Below are 16,022 nucleotides of genomic sequence, written 5' to 3'. Positions count from 1 at the left end.
ACATCTCCCCGATGGGCCCACAAGCCGACTCTCCGGACTTCCCTGAGTCTCCGGAAAGGCCCGACGGACGCGGCTCTTCACGCACACCCGAGCGTGAAGAAGATAGTCCCCGGGGGGGAGGGGGCAAGGCGGCCGGGAGGCCCGCGGGTCACTCCACGCGGGGAGCGGACTCGCCCTTGATGAGCCTCAGCCGCTTCCGGATCGGCGGCGCCGCGATCGTCTGCCGCGACCCGTCGGGCCAGCGGATCTCGAGCGCCTCGACGCGCGTGCGCTTCCCGAGGCCGAAGTGGAGCCGCGCGGGGTTCGTGGAGCCGAACCCCTCTCCCGCCTTCACCTCCTGGTACATCCGGTAGGCGCCGTCCCGGAGCGTCACCGCCGCGCCGATGGCGTTGCGGTTCCCCCCGGGCTGCTCGAGGGTGACCTCGAGCCATGCGTTCCGGCTCCCGAGCTGGTTCAAGTAGAAGGCGCTGTGGGCGAAGTCGCCGTGGTAGAACCCCCCCAGCTCGATGTAGACGTCGAGGTCGCCGTCCCTGTCCCAGTCGTTGAAGCTGATGCCGTGACCCTTCGCGGCCCGCGCGACGCCGGCGAAGCGCGACACCTCGACGAACCTCTTACCCTCGACGTTCCGGAGGAGGACGTTCGGCTCGAGCCGCGTGAAGACCGGGTCGCCGGTGCCGAACAAGAGGTCCGGATAGCCGTCGTTGTCGAGATCGGCCACCCCGCCCGACATGACCCCCAGCGGGTAGACCAGACCCGCGGCGCTCGTCTGATCGCTGAAGCGGCCGCCCCCGTCGTTGCGGTAGAAATGCGGGACGTCCGCGAGGTCGGCCGCCGACTTCGGCTGCCATCCGGGGCGGTATCCCTCGAGCACCTTGGGCCACTCGCCGAGGGAGGCGGTCACGATGTCGAGATCGCCGTCGGCGTCGACGTCGGAGAAGAAGGCCACGTAGCCGTTCTGCGCCGCGTTCCCCGCGACGCCGGCCTCCTTCGCGACGTTCTTGAAGAGGCCGTTCCTCTCGTTGTGGTAGAGGCGGTTCAGCCCGAAGCGGCCGTGCACGAAGATGTCGGGCCAGCCGTCGCCGTCGTAATCGCCCACGGCGACGCCGATGGTGCCGAACCACGGCGGCTCGCCGAGGCCGGCCGCTTCCGTGACGTCGGTGAAGGTGCCGTCGGCGTTCGCCGCGAGGAGGCGATTGATCGATCCGTCGTTGGTGACCCCCTGCGTGACGAAGAGGTCGAGGCGGCCGTCGCGGTTGAAGTCGGCCCACGAGGCGTTGAACGACGACCCGGGCGCGTCGGCGCCCGCCGCCTTCGTCACGTCGGTGAAGGTGCCGTCCCCGTTGTTGCGCATCAGCGAGTTGCTCGCGGGGCCGTTCCATCCGTTCCGGGCGACGTAGAAGTCCATGTCGCCGTCGTTGTCGTAGTCGGCGAAGACCGCACCGAACCCCGACTCGAGGCGCGTGAGGCCGGCCTTGATCGTCACGTCGGAGAAGCTCGTGCCGTTGTTCTTCCAGAGGGTGCAGTACGTGTCGCAGCCGCACGCGAGGAGATCCTCGCGCCCGTCACCGTCCACGTCGGCCCAGGCGCTCGGCCCGGCCCCCGCCCACTTGTCGATGCCGAGCCGGGGGGCGGCGTCCTCGAACTTCAGCAGCGGCGGATCGTTCGGGTCGATCCCCTCCCCGCGCCGCTCGAAGCGCTCGGACTTCGGCACGTCCGCCGGGAACCCGCCGAGGCGATCTGCGGCGACCTTGATGTCCCAGAGATACTGGATGTTCGGATCCGCGGCCCACGCCTTGCGAAACGTCGAGAGCGCCCCCCTGTCGTCGTCGAGCCTCAGCCGGCAGTCGCCGATCTCCTCGAGGATGTGCCCCCGGTCTCCTGCGCCCGGCGCCCCCTGGGCGTCCTGTCCCCCCGACTCGAGGGCGCGCTCGAGCCGGCTCTTCGCCCCCTCGTAGTCCCCCATCTTCAACAGGACCTCGCCGACGGACCTCTGCGCCGTCCTGAAGGCGTCCGATCCGGGGGGCGCCTGGTCGAGGATCTTCTCGAACTGCGCCCGCGCGATCTCGAGCGACCAGACCGAGTCCATCGGCACCCGGTTCGGATCCCCCGGGAAGCGCAGGCGCACCTCGCCGTCGGCGAGCCACTTCCCGTACTCGAGGCGGATCTCCGCCCAGTCGGGCTTCTCCTGAAGGAGCGCCTCGTACAGCTCCGAGGCGCGCTGCGGCCTGTAGGTCCCCGGCGGGAACCGGTGCCGGTAGATGACGGCGAGAAGGAGCCGCGCCGAAGTGTGCTTCGGGTCGATCCGCACCGCGCGCTCGAGCCGGTCGGCCGCGACGTCGAGCCGGGCGTTCTGGTTCAGCGCCCGCTCCATGAGGATGCGCCCGATCTGGAAGTGGATGTCGGCGCTCCCGTCATCGATCTCGAGGCACGCCTTGAACTCCGCGAGAGCCCCCTCGAGGAGCCCCTGCCGGTACAGCTCGAGCCCGCGCTGGTAATGTTCTTTCAGCTCGACGCTCCGCCGCGGATCGAGGTCCTGCGCCGGAAACGTGGGCGCGGCACAGCCCGTTACGAGCAGCGCCAGCGTGATCGCCAGCACGAGAAGTCGCATCGCGGCATCGTACGGGCGGGTCGCCCTGCCCGCAAGCCATCCCCCAAGGTGAGCGCGAGATTGTTGGAATTCCGCGAAGCCCCCGACGGGGCGGTCCCGATTTTCGGGTTCAGTCAGAACGGTGAGTGCCGGTACCCGGCGTAAGTGACTCTATGACAGGGGTTATCCCGCCCGGCTCCCGAAGAATCCCACAATCTCGCGGTCACTTTGGTAGGATCCCCGCGTGCTTCGAACATCGCTGTCCTACCTGACCCTCGCGCTCCGCAACCTCGCCCGCTCGCCCCTTCGCACCGGCCTCACGATCACCGGCATCGCCGTCTCGGTCGCCGTCTTCCTGACGATCTCGGCCTTCTACGGCGGCTATCGTCAATCTCTCGATCGCACCGTGGAACGGATGGGGTACGAGGTCCTCGTCACGGCGAAGGGGTGCCCGTACGAGGCGGCGACGCTCGTGATGAAGGGAGGCAACATCCCGATGTACGTCGACGAGCGCGTCTTCGACGAGCTGAGGAAAGATCCCGACGTCGGCGCCATCTCGCGGATGTTCATGCAGGGGACGCCGGCCGCGACGGGTTCGAAGTTCCAGGTCTACCTCGGCGTCGACGACGCGTATCTGAAGCTGAAGCCGTGGATGACTCTCCAGCGCGGCCGCTTCTTCGCGGGAGGGGAGGAGGCCGAGGCGGTCCTCGGCTACAACGTCGCCGAGTACCTGAGGCTCGACCTCGGCGCCACGCTCGCGGCCGGGACGAAGGGGCAGACGGTGAAGGTCGTCGGCGTCTTCGACAAGAGCGGGACGCAGGACGACGGCCTCGTCTTCCTCCCCCTCGGCTTCGCGCAGGAGGCCTTCGACCGGCAGGGGAAGCTCACGGGCATCGCGGTGAAGCTCGCGCGCATCGAGAGGATGGACGCCTTCATCGAGCGGGCCTTCGAGATCCCGTCGGTGCAGGTGATCACGCTGGCGCAGGTGCGCGGGACGATCCTCGATCTCGTCGGGTCGGCGCGCGTCTTCATCACCGCCGCCGCCTTCGTCGCGATCCTGGTCGCCTCCCTCGGCGTCTTCAACTCGACGATGATGTCGGTCCTCGAGCGCTCTTTCGAGATCGGCGTGATGAAGGTGCTCGGCGCCTCGCCGGCCAACGTCTTCGCCATCGTCTGGATCGAGTCGGCCCTCATCTGCCTCGCAGGCGGCGTCGCCGGGGTCGCGCTCACGCTGGCCCTGGGCCGCTTCACGGAGGAGGCGGTGCGATCGGTGATCCCGTACGCGCCGCCCGGGCACATCGTCACCCTCACGGCGCCGATCGTCGGCGCGGGCCTTGCCGGCGCCCTCGCCATCGGCCTCCTCGCCGGATTCTACCCGGCGATGAAGGCCTCTCTTCTGCGGCCCATCCGATCGATGCGGGGGACGCTGTGAGCGACGCGCCGATCGTCGAGGCGCGCGGCGTCACGAAGACGTACGTGCGCGCGGCGGAGCGGATCGAGGCGCTCCGCGGCCTCGACATGATCGTGAGGCGCGGCGAGATGGTGGCCGTCACCGGCGAGTCGGGGTCCGGGAAGACGACGCTCCTCAACCTTCTTGGCTGCATCGATCACCCGACGGCGGGGAGCCTCCGGATCGCGGGGACGGCGGTCGAGAGCCTCAAGGAGAGCGCCCTGACGGGGCTGAGGCGCCGCGTCGTCGGCTTCGTCTTCCAGGAGTTCAGCCTGATCCCGTCGCTCACGGTGGAGGCGAACGTGCGCCTCCCGCTGATGTTCGGGCGGGAGGAGTCCCGGCCGGTCGGCGCGAAGCGCGCGGCGGAGCTCCTCGAGCGCGTCGGCCTGTCGCACCGGGCGCGCTTCCACCCGCGCGAGCTGAGCGGCGGCGAGGCGCAGCGAGCGGCCATCGCGCGCGCGCTCGTGAGGGAGCCGTCGCTCCTCCTCGCCGACGAGCCGACGGGCAACCTCGACCCGCGAAACGCCGCGTCGATCTTCGATCTCTTCGCCGAGCTGAACGCCCGCGAGCACCTGACGATCCTCGTCGTGACGCACAGCGAGGATCTGGCCGCGCGCGCCGGGCGCCGGCTCCACCTCGAGGACGGCCGCCTCGTCGACTCGTCCACTCACCGGAGGAACCCATGACGCCCTCGCCCACCGATTTCTCCCGGATCGTCCAGGTCGCCCTGGTCGTCTCGGACGTGAAGCGATCGATCGCTTTCTACCGCGACGTGCTCGAGATGAAGTTCCTCTTCGAGGTCCCGAATATGGCCTTCTTCGACTGCGGCGGCATCCGACTCCTTCTCGGACTTCCGGGCAAACCCGAGCACAAGAGCACGGGGTCGGTCGTCTACTTCAAGGTCGACGACATCCAGGCGGCGTACGCGCATCTCAAGGGCCGCGGCGCCCCCTTCACCGGCGAGCCGCACTTCCTCGCCCGGATGTCCGACCACGATCTGTGGCTCGTCCTCTTCCAGGATCCCGACGGCAACCACATCGGCCTGATGAGCGAGGTGCGGAAGTGAGGAGCCTCGTCCCCGGCGCCCTCCTGCTCGCGGCGGCGGCGCTCCTCGCGGGGGCCGCGCCGGCCGCGGGTCCGGCTTACGACCTGATCTTCGACGGGGGCCGCGTCGTGGACGGCACCGGCGCGCCGTGGTTCGTCGCCGACGTCGCCGTGACGGGCGATCGGATCGCGGCCATCGGAGATCTCTCGAAGGCGCGGGCGACGCGGCGCGTCGACGCGACGGGGCTCGTCATCACGCCGGGGTTCATCGACATGCTCGGGCAGAGCGAGTACAACGTCCTCGTCGACAACCGCGCCGCCAGCAAGATCACGCAGGGAATCACGACCGAGATCACCGGGGAGGGGCAGTCGATCGCTCCCATCAACGCGCGCATCGTCGAGGAGAGCAAGGAAGTCTACGAGCGCTACGGCGTGAAGCCGACGTGGACGACGATCGACGGCTACCTGAAGGCCCTCGAGCTGGCCCACCCCGCGATCAACCTCGGCACCTTCGTCGGCGAGGGGGGCGTCCGCAACCTCGTCGTCGGCGAGGACGACCGTCCGGCGACGTCGAAGGAGATCGAGGCGATGCAGGCGGCCGTCGCGCAGGCGATGGAGGAGGGGGCCTTCGGCCTCTCGACCTCGCTCCAGTACGTCCCCGACCGCTTCGCCTCGACCGATGAGATCATCGCCCTCGCAAAGGTGGCCGCCCGCTACGGCGGGACTTACATCACGCACCAGCGCAGCGAGTCCGACGCGATCGACACGAGCCTCGACGAGATCTTCCGGATCGCGCGCGAGGCGAAGATCCCGGCGCAGATCTACCACCTGAAGACCGCCTGCGCGAAGAACTGGGGGCGGATGCCCGGCGTGCTGAAGCGCATCAGCCAGGCGCGCGCCGAAGGGCTCGACGTCTCGGCCGACCAGTACCCGTGGACCGCCGGGCAGAACGGCCTCGACGCGAACCTTCCTCTGTGGGTGAGGGACGGCGGGCGCGACAAGCTGATCGAGAGGCTGAAGGACCCGGCCGTCCGCGCGCGCGTGAAGGCCGACATGGCGAAGGACGATCCGTCGTGGACGAACCAGTACCTGTGCTGCGGCGGCCCGGCGGGGATCCTGATCGCCAGCGTCCTCAATCCGGACTTGAAGAAGCACGAGGGCCGGCGCCTCGACGAGATCGCGCGCGCCGACGGGAAGGACCCGATGGACGCGCTGATGGACATCGTCTCGGCCGATCGGGCGAACACCTCGAACATCATCTTCATCATGAACGAGGACGACGTCCGCACGGCGCTGAAGAGCCCGCTCGTCTCGCTCGGCACCGACTCCCCCGCCGTCGCCGAGGACGGGATCTTCTCGCAGGAGAAGTCGCACCCCCGCGCCTGGGGGTCGACGGCCCGCATCCTCGGCCGCTACGTGCGCGACGAGAAGCTCCTCTCGATGGAGGAGGCGGTCCGGAAGATGACGTCGCTGCCGGCGTCACGGATGGGGCTCGCGGATCGCGGCGTCGTCCGGCCGGGGATGGCGGCGGACCTCGTGGCCTTCAACCCCGACACGATCCGCGATCGCTCGACGTATGAGGACCCGCTCCACTACAGCGTCGGGATCCCGTACGTGGCGATCAACGGAAAGCTCGTCGTGGACGGCGGGAAGATCACCGCCGAGCGTCCGGGGAAGGCGCTCCGGGGACCGGGGTGGACGGGGAGGAAGTAGGGTCAGGGAGCACAAGAGACCTCGAGATGCGTGCTTGGTTGATCCCAGTTCTGCTCGTTTTCGCGGCCTGGGCGCACGCCGCCGACCCCGCCCCGGTCGAGCCGCAACCGCCCACGGCTCCGACCCCTGCGTCCATCTTTCAGGCCGCCGCCCTGGCGATGGGAGGCGAGACGGCGGTCGCGGCGATCTCCACGATCGACGCCACCGCCTCCTGCGTCGGCCCGACGGGCCGCAAGTGGACGATGCGCGTCGCCTCGGCGCGGGACGGCCGGTTCCTCTTCGATCAGATCCACGAGGACGGCGGACACGACGCGGGCGGCTACGATGGAAAGGATGCTTGGGAGTGCTCGGCTCCCGGCACGCCCTGCACCGCGCTCGACGCCGCGGGCCGGAGCGCCCTTCAGGGGCACGAGTTCCACATGATCGCCCTGGCCCCCGAGAGCCGCTTCACGGGGCCGGCGGCGGCGAGCGCCGGTGACTTCGAGGGACACGCCGCGAGGATCGTGACGCTCCACGACGCGCTCGGCGCGCCCGTCGAGATCTTCTACGACGCGGCGAGCGGCCTCCCCCGCGGAGTGCGCCTCACGAACCACACCGGCCGGGGCGCGGAGTCGATCACCGTCGTCTTCGGGCGCTGGGAGAAAGTCGGCCCGCTGCGACTCTTCAAGCGCGCGGTCATCCGCCAGGGGGACGACACCTTCCGCTTCGACTTCGACGCGATCGAGCTGAACGGCGTCCCCGACGCCGCGTTCGTCCGACCGATGGACGCGTCGTCCCTGAATCGCTGAATGCCTTCCGGGCGTCGTCCTTTGGGTCGACAACGAGTTGTTGCTGGTTAGATTCTCTCGCCGTAGGATGAGGAGCCTCTTCGGCCGGTGGTAGCTCGAGTGGCGAGGGTGTATATTCGGGGGAGGCGAACGAAAAGCGAAACGACGGGATGCTCCATGCGCCCGCGGAGAAAGGAGGAGCGTCGTGACCGAGACAGCCAACCGATTCGTGCCAGATGAAGCCAAGTTCGCGGAGCTGATGCTCTACATCGCGAAAAAGTGCGAGGGCGATCCGACGTTTGGAGCGATCAAGCTGAACAAGCTTCTCTGGATCTCAGATTTCACCGCGTACGCAAAGTACGGGAAACCTGTCTCGGGAGTCGAGTATCAGAAACTCGCCCAGGGCCCCGCTCCCAGACCCCTGATGCCGATTCGAGAGCGGATGGTTCAAGTCGAGAGATCCGCAGCTATTCAGGAGTCAATGGTGGGCGCCTACAAGCAGCATCGGTTGATCGCTCTCCGCGAACCAGACTTGTCCGCATTCACCGGCAAGGAGATAGCCCTGATCGACGCCGTCATCGATCGCTGGCGGGGTGTCAGCGCCACCGACATCAGTGATGCGTCGCATGGGTTTCTCGGATGGAAGGCGGCCCGTGACGGCGAAACAATTCCTTACTCGACGGTGTTCGTCGTCGCGCGCCCGCTGACAGATGCGGAGAATGCTTACGCGATGACCATCGAACCGGAATGTCGTGGATAGGCTCAGGGTTGTCGTTGAAGGCGGCAAGTTCGCGACTCAAGCGCAGGATATCGCCGATGTCCAGAGGCTCGATGAGATTCTCGATGGAGTCAAGTGGATTCTGGCACGAACTCCGGAGCGCGGAATCCCCACGAAGCACTTGGGCGTGTGGGCCATCGCCACACTCGACTGGGAATCCTCACCGCTGCTGATTCTCTACTCGTTCGACTCGGAGCGTGTCGTCCTCGAATCGATCATCAAGACGGAACCTCGCGCCGACTGATCGCGCTCTTCTCGACTTCACTCAACCGCTGCGGCGATCACGGGTATCGCGCCCACGCAATTCCCTCTTGACACGGCCCCCGCGCGCATAAATACTTGCGCGCATGAATAAAGATGCATCGGGTGCGGCGCCGCGGCGGGAGGCGATCCAGAAGCTCGTCCGCGAGACCGAGATCCGCTCCCAGGACGACCTCCTCCGCGGTCTGAAAGCCCTGGGGTTCCAGGTCACGCAGCCGACGCTGTCGCGCGACGTGCGGGAGCTGGGGCTCGCGAAGACTCCGGCCGGCTACGTCGTCCCCGACGACATCCCCTCCCTCACCGCGACGAGGGCCGCGCTCCGGGCCCCCGAGACGCGGGAGGAGAGGCTGAACCAGGCGCTCCGTGACTACGTCGCGTCGGTGGAGGCGGCGGGCCCCATCGTCGTCATCCGCACGCCGCCGGCCGTCGCCCAGCCCGTCGCTCGCGCCATCGACGCCGCGGGGCTCGACGAGGTCGCGGGGACGATCGCGGGCGACGACACCGTGTTCGTCGCCGCGCGCGGGGCGGCCGCGGCGCAGCGCCTCACGGTCCGCTTCACCGCCCACGTGCGCCCCGAGCGCCGGGCGCGGCGGGCTCGCGCCTGATGGCGGAGTCGCCGAAAGTCCGGGTCTCGGTCGCCGGCGCCACGGGGTACGCTGGCGCCGAGTTGACCGCGCTTCTCGCATCCCATCCGAACGCCGAGATCGCGACGCTCCACGGGAGCGCGCGCGGCGAGACGGTCCCCTTCGAGCGCGTGCACGCCGCCCTCGCCGGGAAGAGCGGCCCGGCCGTCGAGCCCTTCGCCATGGATCGCCTTCTCGACTCCCGCCCCGACTGCGTCTTTCTCGCGACCCCGAACGAGACGTCGGCGGAGCTGGCCCCCGCGCTCGTGGCCTCCGGGAAGCGCGTCGTCGACCTCTCGGGGTCGTTCCGCCTCAAGGACGCGGCGGAGTTCGAGCGGTGGTACGGCTTTCCGCACCCCGACCCCGCGCTTCTCGAGACGGCGGTCTACGGCCTGACCGAGTGGTGCAACGGCGAGCTGCGCGCCGGCCGCCTCGTCGCCAACCCGGGGTGCTACCCGACGTCGATCCTCCTCGCGCTGCGCCCTCTTCTTCCCATCCTCGAGCCCGGGCGCGCGATCGTCTGCGACGGCAAGAGCGGCGTGTCGGGGGCGGGGAAGAAAAGCGACGTCAGCTTCTCGTTCGCCGAGCTCGCCGGGAACTTCAAGGCCTACGGCGTCGGCGCGCACCGGCACGAGCCTGAGATCCGGCAGGGGCTCTCGCTCGGCGACGACGCGCCGCTCGTCTTCGTCCCGCACCTCCTGCCGATCGTGCGCGGGATCCTCTCGACCCTCTACGTCGGCTTCTCGTCGCCGATGACGCCGGAGCGTCTCTCCGCGATCTACGACGACGCCTACCTGCGCGCCCCCTTCGTCCGCGTGCGGCCGCACGGCGATCTCCCGGACCTTCGGGCGGTGGTCGGCACACCGCGCGCCGAGATCGGATACCGGCTCCTCGAGGGCGGGAGGTCGGCGGTCGTCGTCTCGGTCATCGACAACCTCCTCAAGGGGGCCGCCTCGCAGGCGGTGCAGAACTTCAACCGGATGTACGGGTTCGACGAGACGGCGGGCCTCGCGTGAGCGGGATCTTCGTCGTGAAGCTGGGGGGGCGCATCCTCGAGGAGGAGAAGCCCCGCGAGGCGGCGCTCGACGCGATCGCGGCGCGCTTCAGGGCCGGGGACCGTTTCGTCGTCGTCCACGGCGGCGGCCGGCAGGTCGACGCCGCGCTCGAGCGCGCCGGAATCCCGAAGCGCACGCACGAGGGGCTCCGCATCACCGACGCCGCGACCCTCGACGTCGTCGTCTCGGTGCTCGCCGGGCTCGTGAACAAGCGGCTCGTGAGCGATCTCATCGCTCGAGGTATCGACGCGACGGGCATCGCGGGCTGCGACGGGGGGACGCTCGTGGCCGAGCCCCACCCAAGGGTCCATGGGGTCGATCTCGGCCGCGTCGGTCGCGTCGTCGCGTGCCGGCCCGCACTCCTTCTCGCGATCCTGGGCGCCGGGTCGCTCCCGGTCGTCGCCTCGATCGCGGCGACGGCGGGGGGCGAGCTCCTCAACGTGAACGCCGACGCGGCCGCCTCCGCCCTCGCCCCCGCGATCGGCGCGCGGCGGCTCCTCTTCCTCACCGACGTGGAGGGGGTCTTCGACGCCGACGGCAAGGTCGTCCGGAGAATCGACGCCGATGGGCTGGGGCGCCTTCTCGCGTCGGACGCCGTGCGCGGCGGGATGCGCCCGAAATTGACCGCCTCGCTCGAGGCGATCGCGCGCGGGGTGAGCGAGGTCGTCATCGCGGGGCCGCGGCGTCACGCCGCCGCCCTCGCCACAGGGAAAGGGGGAACGCGCGTTGGCGCTGCCTGAAGAGTCCACATCGGCCGTGGAGGAGCGGGAGCGCGCCTTCCTCCTCGGCACGTACACGCGGCGCGCCTTCCATCCCCGGCGCGGGCGGGGGGCCCGCCTCTTCGACGCCGACGGGAAGGAGCACTGGGATCTCCTCGCGGGGATCGCGGTCAACGCGCTCGGGCACGCGCACCCCGCGCTGATCCGGGCGCTTCGCGACGAGTCGAAGAATCTCCTGCACATCTCGAACCTCTTCTACCACCCGGCGCAGGGGCTCCTCGCCGAGAGGCTCGTGCGGGGCTCCGGGCTCTCGCGCGTCTTCTTCTGCAACAGCGGCACCGAGGCGAACGAGGCGGCGCTGAAGCTCGCGCGGCTGAAAAACCCGGGGCGCACCGAGATCGTCGCCCTCACGGAGAGCTTTCACGGGCGCACCCTCGGCTCGGTCTCGATCACGGGGCACGAGGCCTACCGCGCGCCGTTCCACCCGCTGGTTCCCGGAGCGCGGTTCGTGGCGCCGAACGACGAGGCCGCGCTCGCATCGGCGGTCTCTTCAGCGACGCTGGCGATCTTCGTCGAGCCGATCCAGGGAGAAGGGGGGATCATCCCGATGACCCCCTCGTTCCTCGCCCTCGCGCGCCGCCTCGCCGATCGGACCGGCGCCCTGCTTGTTTTCGACGAGATTCAATGCGGCCTCGGCCGCACGGGGTCGCTCTTCGCCTTTCAGCGCACGGGGGTCGTCCCCGACATCGTCACGATGGCGAAGCCCCTCGGCGGCGGCCTCCCCCTCGGCGCCGTCGTGACCGGCCCGGCGCTCGACGGGGTCATCAAGCCGGGGCAGCACGGCACGACCTTCGGCGGCAACCCCATCGCGTGCCGCCTCGGCCTCACCCTCCTCGACGAGATCGAGCGGAAGGGCCTCCTCGCGAAGGTCGCGGCGATGGGTGCATGGTTCGGGAAGACGCTCCGGAAGGCTCAGAAGAAATGCCGCGCGATCACCGACGTCCGGGGCGCGGGTCTCATGTGGGGGATCGAGATGGATCGGGAGGCCGGTCCCGTGGCGAAGGAGCTCCTCGCCCGCGGATTCGTCGTCGGGACGTCGCGGGAGCGGGTCCTCAGGATCCTCCCGCCGTACGTCGTCCCCCGGGCGGCCCTCTCGAAGTTCGTCGTCACGCTCACGCAGATTCTCACGGACGCGCAACCATCATCGGAGATGACTCCATGAAGACGAAGGTCCGCAGGGTCGCCCTCGCCTACTCCGGCGGGCTCGACACCTCGATCATCATCCCCTGGCTGAAGGAGACTTACGGCTGCGAGGTCGTCGCCGTGACGGTGGACGTCGGCCAGCAAGAGGAGACGTCGGGACTCGGCGCGAAGGCGCGCCGCACCGGCGCGGCCGGCTTCCACCTGGTGGACGCCCGGGAGGAGTTCGCGAAGGACTACATCTTCCCGGTCCTGCGGGCCGGCGCCATCTACGAGCGCGACTACCTCCTCGGCACCGCGACGGCGCGCCCGCTGATCGCGAAAAAGCAGGCCGAGATCGCCCTCGCGACCGGCTGCGACGCCGTCGCGCACGGCTGCACCGGCAAGGGGAACGACCAGGTGAGGTTCGAGCTCGCCTACCAGGCTCTCGCCCCGGAGCTCTCCGTCATCGCGCCGTGGCGAGAGTGGGGGATCTCCTCGCGCGAGGAGGCGATCGACTACGCCTCCGCGCGCGGCATCCCCGTCCCCGTCACGAAGAAAGACCCGTACTCGCGCGACCGGAATCTGTGGCACCTCTCGCACGAGGGAGGGCCCCTCGAGGACCCCGCCTTCGAGCCCGAGGAGAGGATGTTCCAGCTCACCGTCTCGCCGAGGAAGGCGCCGGCCACGCCCGAGCGCGTGACCGTCGGCTTCGAGTCGGGGATCCCCGTCAGCGTGAACGGGCGCAAGCTCTCCCCCGCGAAGCTCGTCGAGACGCTCAACGCGATCGGCGGGCGCCACGGCGTGGGCCGCGCCGATCTCGTCGAGAACCGCCTCATCGGGATCAAGTCGCGCGGCGTCTACGAGACGCCGGGGGGGACGATCCTCGTCGCGGCGCTGAAGGCGCTGGAGTCCCTCACCCTCGATCGCGACTCGGTGCACGAGAAGGAGCGCCTCGCCCTCCGCTACGCCGAGATCGTCTACTTCGGGCAGTGGTTCTCGCCGCTGCGCGAGGCGCTCGAGGGGTTCATGACGTCGATCGCCGCGAACGTCACCGGCACGGTCGCCCTCAAGCTCTACAAGGGGACGGCCGCCGTCGTCGGCCGCGAGTCGAGCCGTTCGCTCTATTCGAGCCGCCTCGCCTCGTTCGACATGAGCGGCTACGACGCGAAGGACGCCGCCGGCTTCATCCACCTCTTCGGCCTCCCCACCCGCGGCCGGGCCCGCCTCGCCCCGCGCGAGGCCATCCCCGTCGACGCGCGCCGCGCGGCCTCGAAGTGAGGGCGCAGTTGAAGGAGCGGCGGATGTGGGGCGGCCGCTTCCAGGGAGATCCGAGCGCGCTCCTCCGGGCGCTGAACGACTCGTTCGCCGTCGATCACGTGCTCCTCGACGAGGACATCGAGGGATCGATCGCCTGGGCCGTCGCGCTCCGCCGCGCAGGAGTCCTCAAGGAGACCGAGGCGAAGAGGATCACGCACGCGCTCGCGGAGATCCGCGAGGCGTGCAAGGTTTCGCCCCCGAGCACATCCCGGCATGAGGACGTGCACTCCTTCGTCGAGGCGGCGCTCGCCCTGAAGGTCGGCCCCCTCGCCGGCAAGCTCCACACGGGCCGCTCGCGAAACGATCAGGTGGCGACCGACTTCAGGCTCCACCTCCTGCGCGCCCTCGCCGCCGCGCGGGGCGCCGCCCTCGACCTCGCCGCGGCCCTCGCCCGACGCGCGATCGAGGAGGCGGCGACGCCGATGCCCGGCTACACGCACCTCAAGCAGGCCGAGCCCGTCACCTTCGGCCACTGGTGCCTCGCGTACGTCGAGATGCTCCTTCGGGACGCCGACCGCCTCGCCGCCGCCCGCGATCGGGGGGATGAATGCCCGCTCGGCTCGGCGGCGCTCGCCGGCACTCCCCTGCCGATCGATCGCCATCGCCTCGCGAAGTCCCTCGGCTTCGCGCGGCCGTCGGCAAATTCCATCGACGCCGTCTCGGATCGCGACACGGCGATCGACTTCCTCGCCGCCGCGTCGATCCTGCTCATGCACCTGTCGCGCCTCGCGGAGGATCTGATCTTCTTCACCTCGGACGAGGCCGCGTACCTCGAGCTCCCCGACCGCCTCGCGACGGGCTCCTCGCGCATGCCGCACAAGAAGAACCCCGACATCCTCGAGCTGACGCGCGGCCACGCCGCCCGCTCGATCGGCGATCTGACCGGGCTCCTCTCCCTGATGAAGGGGCTCCCCCTCGCCTACGACAAGGACATGCAGCTCGACAAGGAGCCGGTCTTCCGCGCCGGGGCCACGCTCGCCCTCGTCCTCCCCGCGATCTCCGCGATCGTGGACGGCGTGCGCCTCAACCGCGAGCGGATGCGCGAGGCGGCCTCGGGGGACCTTCCGCTTGCGACCGAGCTGGCCGACTCGCTCGCGCGGCGCGGCGTTGCCTTCCGCGACGCCCACGAGATCGTCGGACTTCGTATCGCCGCGGCTGTAAGACGCCGCGTCGCCTTGGCCGACTTGCCAGTGGGGTCGGGGGTCACCCGGTCCGATCTCGCCTCGCTCGACGTGATGAAGGCGCTGAACCGCCGGCGCGCCCTCGGCGGGACGGCCCCGGCGCGCGTGAAGGCCGCCGCCCGCGCCGCCCTGGCGCGGATCGGGCGGAAGAGAGGCTCACGTTGAGGCTGCCCAAGGGGTTTCTCGCGAGCGGCGTCCGCGCCGGGATCCGGAAGAAGCGCCCCGACGTCGCGATGATCGTCGCCCCCGACGGCGCCGCGGCCGCCGCGATCTTCACGAAGACGCAGCTCCAGGCCGCCCCGGTCGTCCTCTCGCGCCTCGCGATGCGGAAGAACGGCGGACGCGTCCGGGCCGCCGTCGTCAACGCGGGGTGCGCCAACGCCGTCACCGGCCGCGCGGGACTGGACGCGGCGCGCCGGGTGCGGGAAAGGGCGGCTTCGCTTCTTTCATGTTCTCCCGAAGAGATCTTCCTCGCCTCGACCGGCGTCATCGGCGTCGTCCTCCCGGACGCGAAGGTCCGCGCGGCCCTCCCCGACGCGATCAACCGCCTCTCCCCGTCCGGCCTCGACGCCGCCTCGCAGGCGATCCTGACGACCGACGTCGGACCGAAGGTCGCGCACGCGACCTTCCGTCATGGCGCCCGGCGGGGGCGCGTCGTCGGCTTCGCGAAGGGGGCGGGGATGATCCACCCGAACATGGCGACGATGCTCGCCTTCGTTCTCACGGACGTCGAGGCTTCGCCTGCGCTCCTCAAGGCCGCGCTCGTCGAGGCGGCGGACCGGAGCTTCCACACGATCTCGGTGGACGGCGACACCTCGACGAACGACTCGGTGCTGCTGATGGCCTCGGGAAAGCTCGGCGGTGCGGCGCTGACGTCGTTCGACGAGGCTTCCGCGTTTCGTCAGGCGCTGATCGCAGTCTGCCGGGACCTCGCCCACATGATCGTGCGGGACGGCGAGGGGGCGACCCGCCTGATGGAGATCAACGTGTGCGGTGCACGGAGCGAGCGCGACGCGAAGGCGGCGACGCACGCCGTGGCGACCTCCCCTCTCGTGAAGACCGCCCTCGCGGGGGGGGACCCGAACTGGGGGCGCATCCTGGCGGCCGTCGGTCGGAGCGGGGCGCGGTTCTCGAGCCGGCGCGTGTCGCTGTCGGTGGGGGGGCTTTCCCTCGTGGTCGGCGGCGAGCCGGCGCTCTACCGCGAGAAGGACGCCGTCCGCCTCTTCTCGAAGGAGAGGGTCGTCGTGACGGTGGACCTCGGCGCGGGGAAGGCGACGTCGTCGAGGGTCACCTGCGATCTCGGCCACGACTACATCACGATGAACGCGGAGTACAGGACGTAGTC

The 16,022-nt window shown here is 69.9% G+C and carries 15 protein-coding genes; 14 read left to right on the top strand and 1 reads right to left on the bottom strand.

Translation table 11 applies throughout. The annotated features are described in order from the left end of the window. Window positions 1-148 precede the first annotated feature (148 nt). Window positions 149-2,608 (bottom strand): VCBS repeat-containing protein, encoded by a 2,460-nt coding sequence (locus tag HY049_17145; GenBank protein MBI3450625.1) that lies wholly within the window; start codon window positions 2,606-2,608, stop codon window positions 149-151. 223 nt (window positions 2,609-2,831) lie between these two features. On the opposite strand from HY049_17145, the gene HY049_17140 reads away from it, so the two are divergent. From HY049_17140 to argJ, 14 genes are all read left to right on the top strand, one after another. Beyond that, complete coding sequence (locus HY049_17140; protein ID MBI3450624.1) at window positions 2,832-4,019, top strand: ABC transporter permease; 1,188 nt, start codon at window positions 2,832-2,834, stop codon at window positions 4,017-4,019. 86 nt (window positions 4,020-4,105) lie between these two features. Continuing rightward, on the top strand, window positions 4,106-4,723 hold the full coding sequence (locus tag HY049_17135; protein ID MBI3450623.1) for an ABC transporter ATP-binding protein: 618 nt from the start codon (window positions 4,106-4,108) through the stop codon (window positions 4,721-4,723). Further along, a complete protein-coding gene (locus tag HY049_17130; GenBank protein MBI3450622.1) occupies window positions 4,720-5,103 on the top strand; it encodes a VOC family protein in 384 nt (127 codons plus the stop codon). The genes HY049_17135 and HY049_17130 overlap by 4 nt, the downstream gene beginning before the upstream one ends. Window positions 5,104-5,126: 23 nt before the next feature. Beyond that, complete coding sequence (locus tag HY049_17125) at window positions 5,127-6,794, top strand: D-aminoacylase (protein MBI3450621.1); 1,668 nt, start codon at window positions 5,127-5,129, stop codon at window positions 6,792-6,794. 38 nt (window positions 6,795-6,832) lie between these two features. Next, window positions 6,833-7,582, top strand: coding sequence for a hypothetical protein (locus tag HY049_17120; GenBank protein MBI3450620.1), 750 nt, complete (start codon window positions 6,833-6,835; stop codon window positions 7,580-7,582). Window positions 7,583-7,766: 184 nt separating this feature from the next. Continuing rightward, on the top strand, window positions 7,767-8,321 hold the full coding sequence (locus HY049_17115) for a SocA family protein (protein ID MBI3450619.1): 555 nt from the start codon (window positions 7,767-7,769) through the stop codon (window positions 8,319-8,321). Continuing rightward, window positions 8,314-8,583, top strand: a complete 270-nt coding sequence (locus HY049_17110; protein MBI3450618.1) for a hypothetical protein — start codon at window positions 8,314-8,316, stop codon at window positions 8,581-8,583. Before HY049_17115 ends, HY049_17110 begins: the two co-directional genes overlap by 8 nt. 103 nt (window positions 8,584-8,686) lie before the next feature. Next, the gene (locus tag HY049_17105; protein ID MBI3450617.1) at window positions 8,687-9,205 is read left to right on the top strand and encodes an arginine repressor; all 519 of its coding nucleotides are present in this window, start codon (window positions 8,687-8,689) and stop codon (window positions 9,203-9,205) included. After that, the gene (gene argC / locus HY049_17100) at window positions 9,205-10,239 is read left to right on the top strand and encodes an N-acetyl-gamma-glutamyl-phosphate reductase (GenBank protein MBI3450616.1); all 1,035 of its coding nucleotides are present in this window, start codon (window positions 9,205-9,207) and stop codon (window positions 10,237-10,239) included. The genes HY049_17105 and argC overlap by 1 nt, the downstream gene beginning before the upstream one ends. Then, on the top strand, window positions 10,236-11,018 hold the full coding sequence (gene argB, locus HY049_17095; protein ID MBI3450615.1) for an acetylglutamate kinase: 783 nt from the start codon (window positions 10,236-10,238) through the stop codon (window positions 11,016-11,018). Before argC ends, argB begins: the two co-directional genes overlap by 4 nt. Beyond that, complete coding sequence (locus HY049_17090) at window positions 11,005-12,219, top strand: acetylornithine/succinylornithine family transaminase (GenBank protein ID MBI3450614.1); 1,215 nt, start codon at window positions 11,005-11,007, stop codon at window positions 12,217-12,219. The genes argB and HY049_17090 overlap by 14 nt, the downstream gene beginning before the upstream one ends. Continuing rightward, entirely contained in the window at window positions 12,216-13,457 is a 1,242-nt protein-coding gene (locus HY049_17085) for an argininosuccinate synthase (protein ID MBI3450613.1), read from the top strand. The genes HY049_17090 and HY049_17085 overlap by 4 nt, the downstream gene beginning before the upstream one ends. 23 nt (window positions 13,458-13,480) lie before the next feature. Continuing rightward, on the top strand, window positions 13,481-14,842 hold the full coding sequence (gene argH, locus HY049_17080) for an argininosuccinate lyase (protein MBI3450612.1): 1,362 nt from the start codon (window positions 13,481-13,483) through the stop codon (window positions 14,840-14,842). Continuing rightward, on the top strand, window positions 14,839-16,020 hold the full coding sequence (argJ, locus tag HY049_17075) for a bifunctional glutamate N-acetyltransferase/amino-acid acetyltransferase ArgJ (GenBank protein ID MBI3450611.1): 1,182 nt from the start codon (window positions 14,839-14,841) through the stop codon (window positions 16,018-16,020). Before argH ends, argJ begins: the two co-directional genes overlap by 4 nt. The last annotated feature ends 2 nt before the right edge of the window (window positions 16,021-16,022 follow it).

It is taken from the genome of Acidobacteriota bacterium (assembly GCA_016195325.1).
In the GTDB taxonomy this organism is placed as follows: Bacteria; Acidobacteriota; Polarisedimenticolia; order JACPZX01; family JACPZX01; genus JACPZX01.
This window is presented reverse-complemented; position numbering and strand designations above follow the sequence as displayed.

Coding starts and splice junctions, on each gene's coding strand:
- HY049_17135 (MBI3450623.1), top strand. CDS start 4,106: ATGATCGTGAGGCGCGGCGAGATGGTGGCCGTCACCGGCGAGTCGGGG.
- HY049_17085 (MBI3450613.1), top strand. CDS start 12,216: ATGAAGACGAAGGTCCGCAGGGTCGCCCTCGCCTACTCCGGCGGGCTC.
- argC (MBI3450616.1), top strand. CDS start 9,205: ATGGCGGAGTCGCCGAAAGTCCGGGTCTCGGTCGCCGGCGCCACGGGG.
- argH (MBI3450612.1), top strand. CDS start 13,481: ATGTGGGGCGGCCGCTTCCAGGGAGATCCGAGCGCGCTCCTCCGGGCG.
- HY049_17105 (MBI3450617.1), top strand. CDS start 8,687: ATGAATAAAGATGCATCGGGTGCGGCGCCGCGGCGGGAGGCGATCCAG.
- HY049_17145 (MBI3450625.1), bottom strand. CDS start 2,608: ATGCGACTTCTCGTGCTGGCGATCACGCTGGCGCTGCTCGTAACGGGC.
- HY049_17130 (MBI3450622.1), top strand. CDS start 4,720: ATGACGCCCTCGCCCACCGATTTCTCCCGGATCGTCCAGGTCGCCCTG.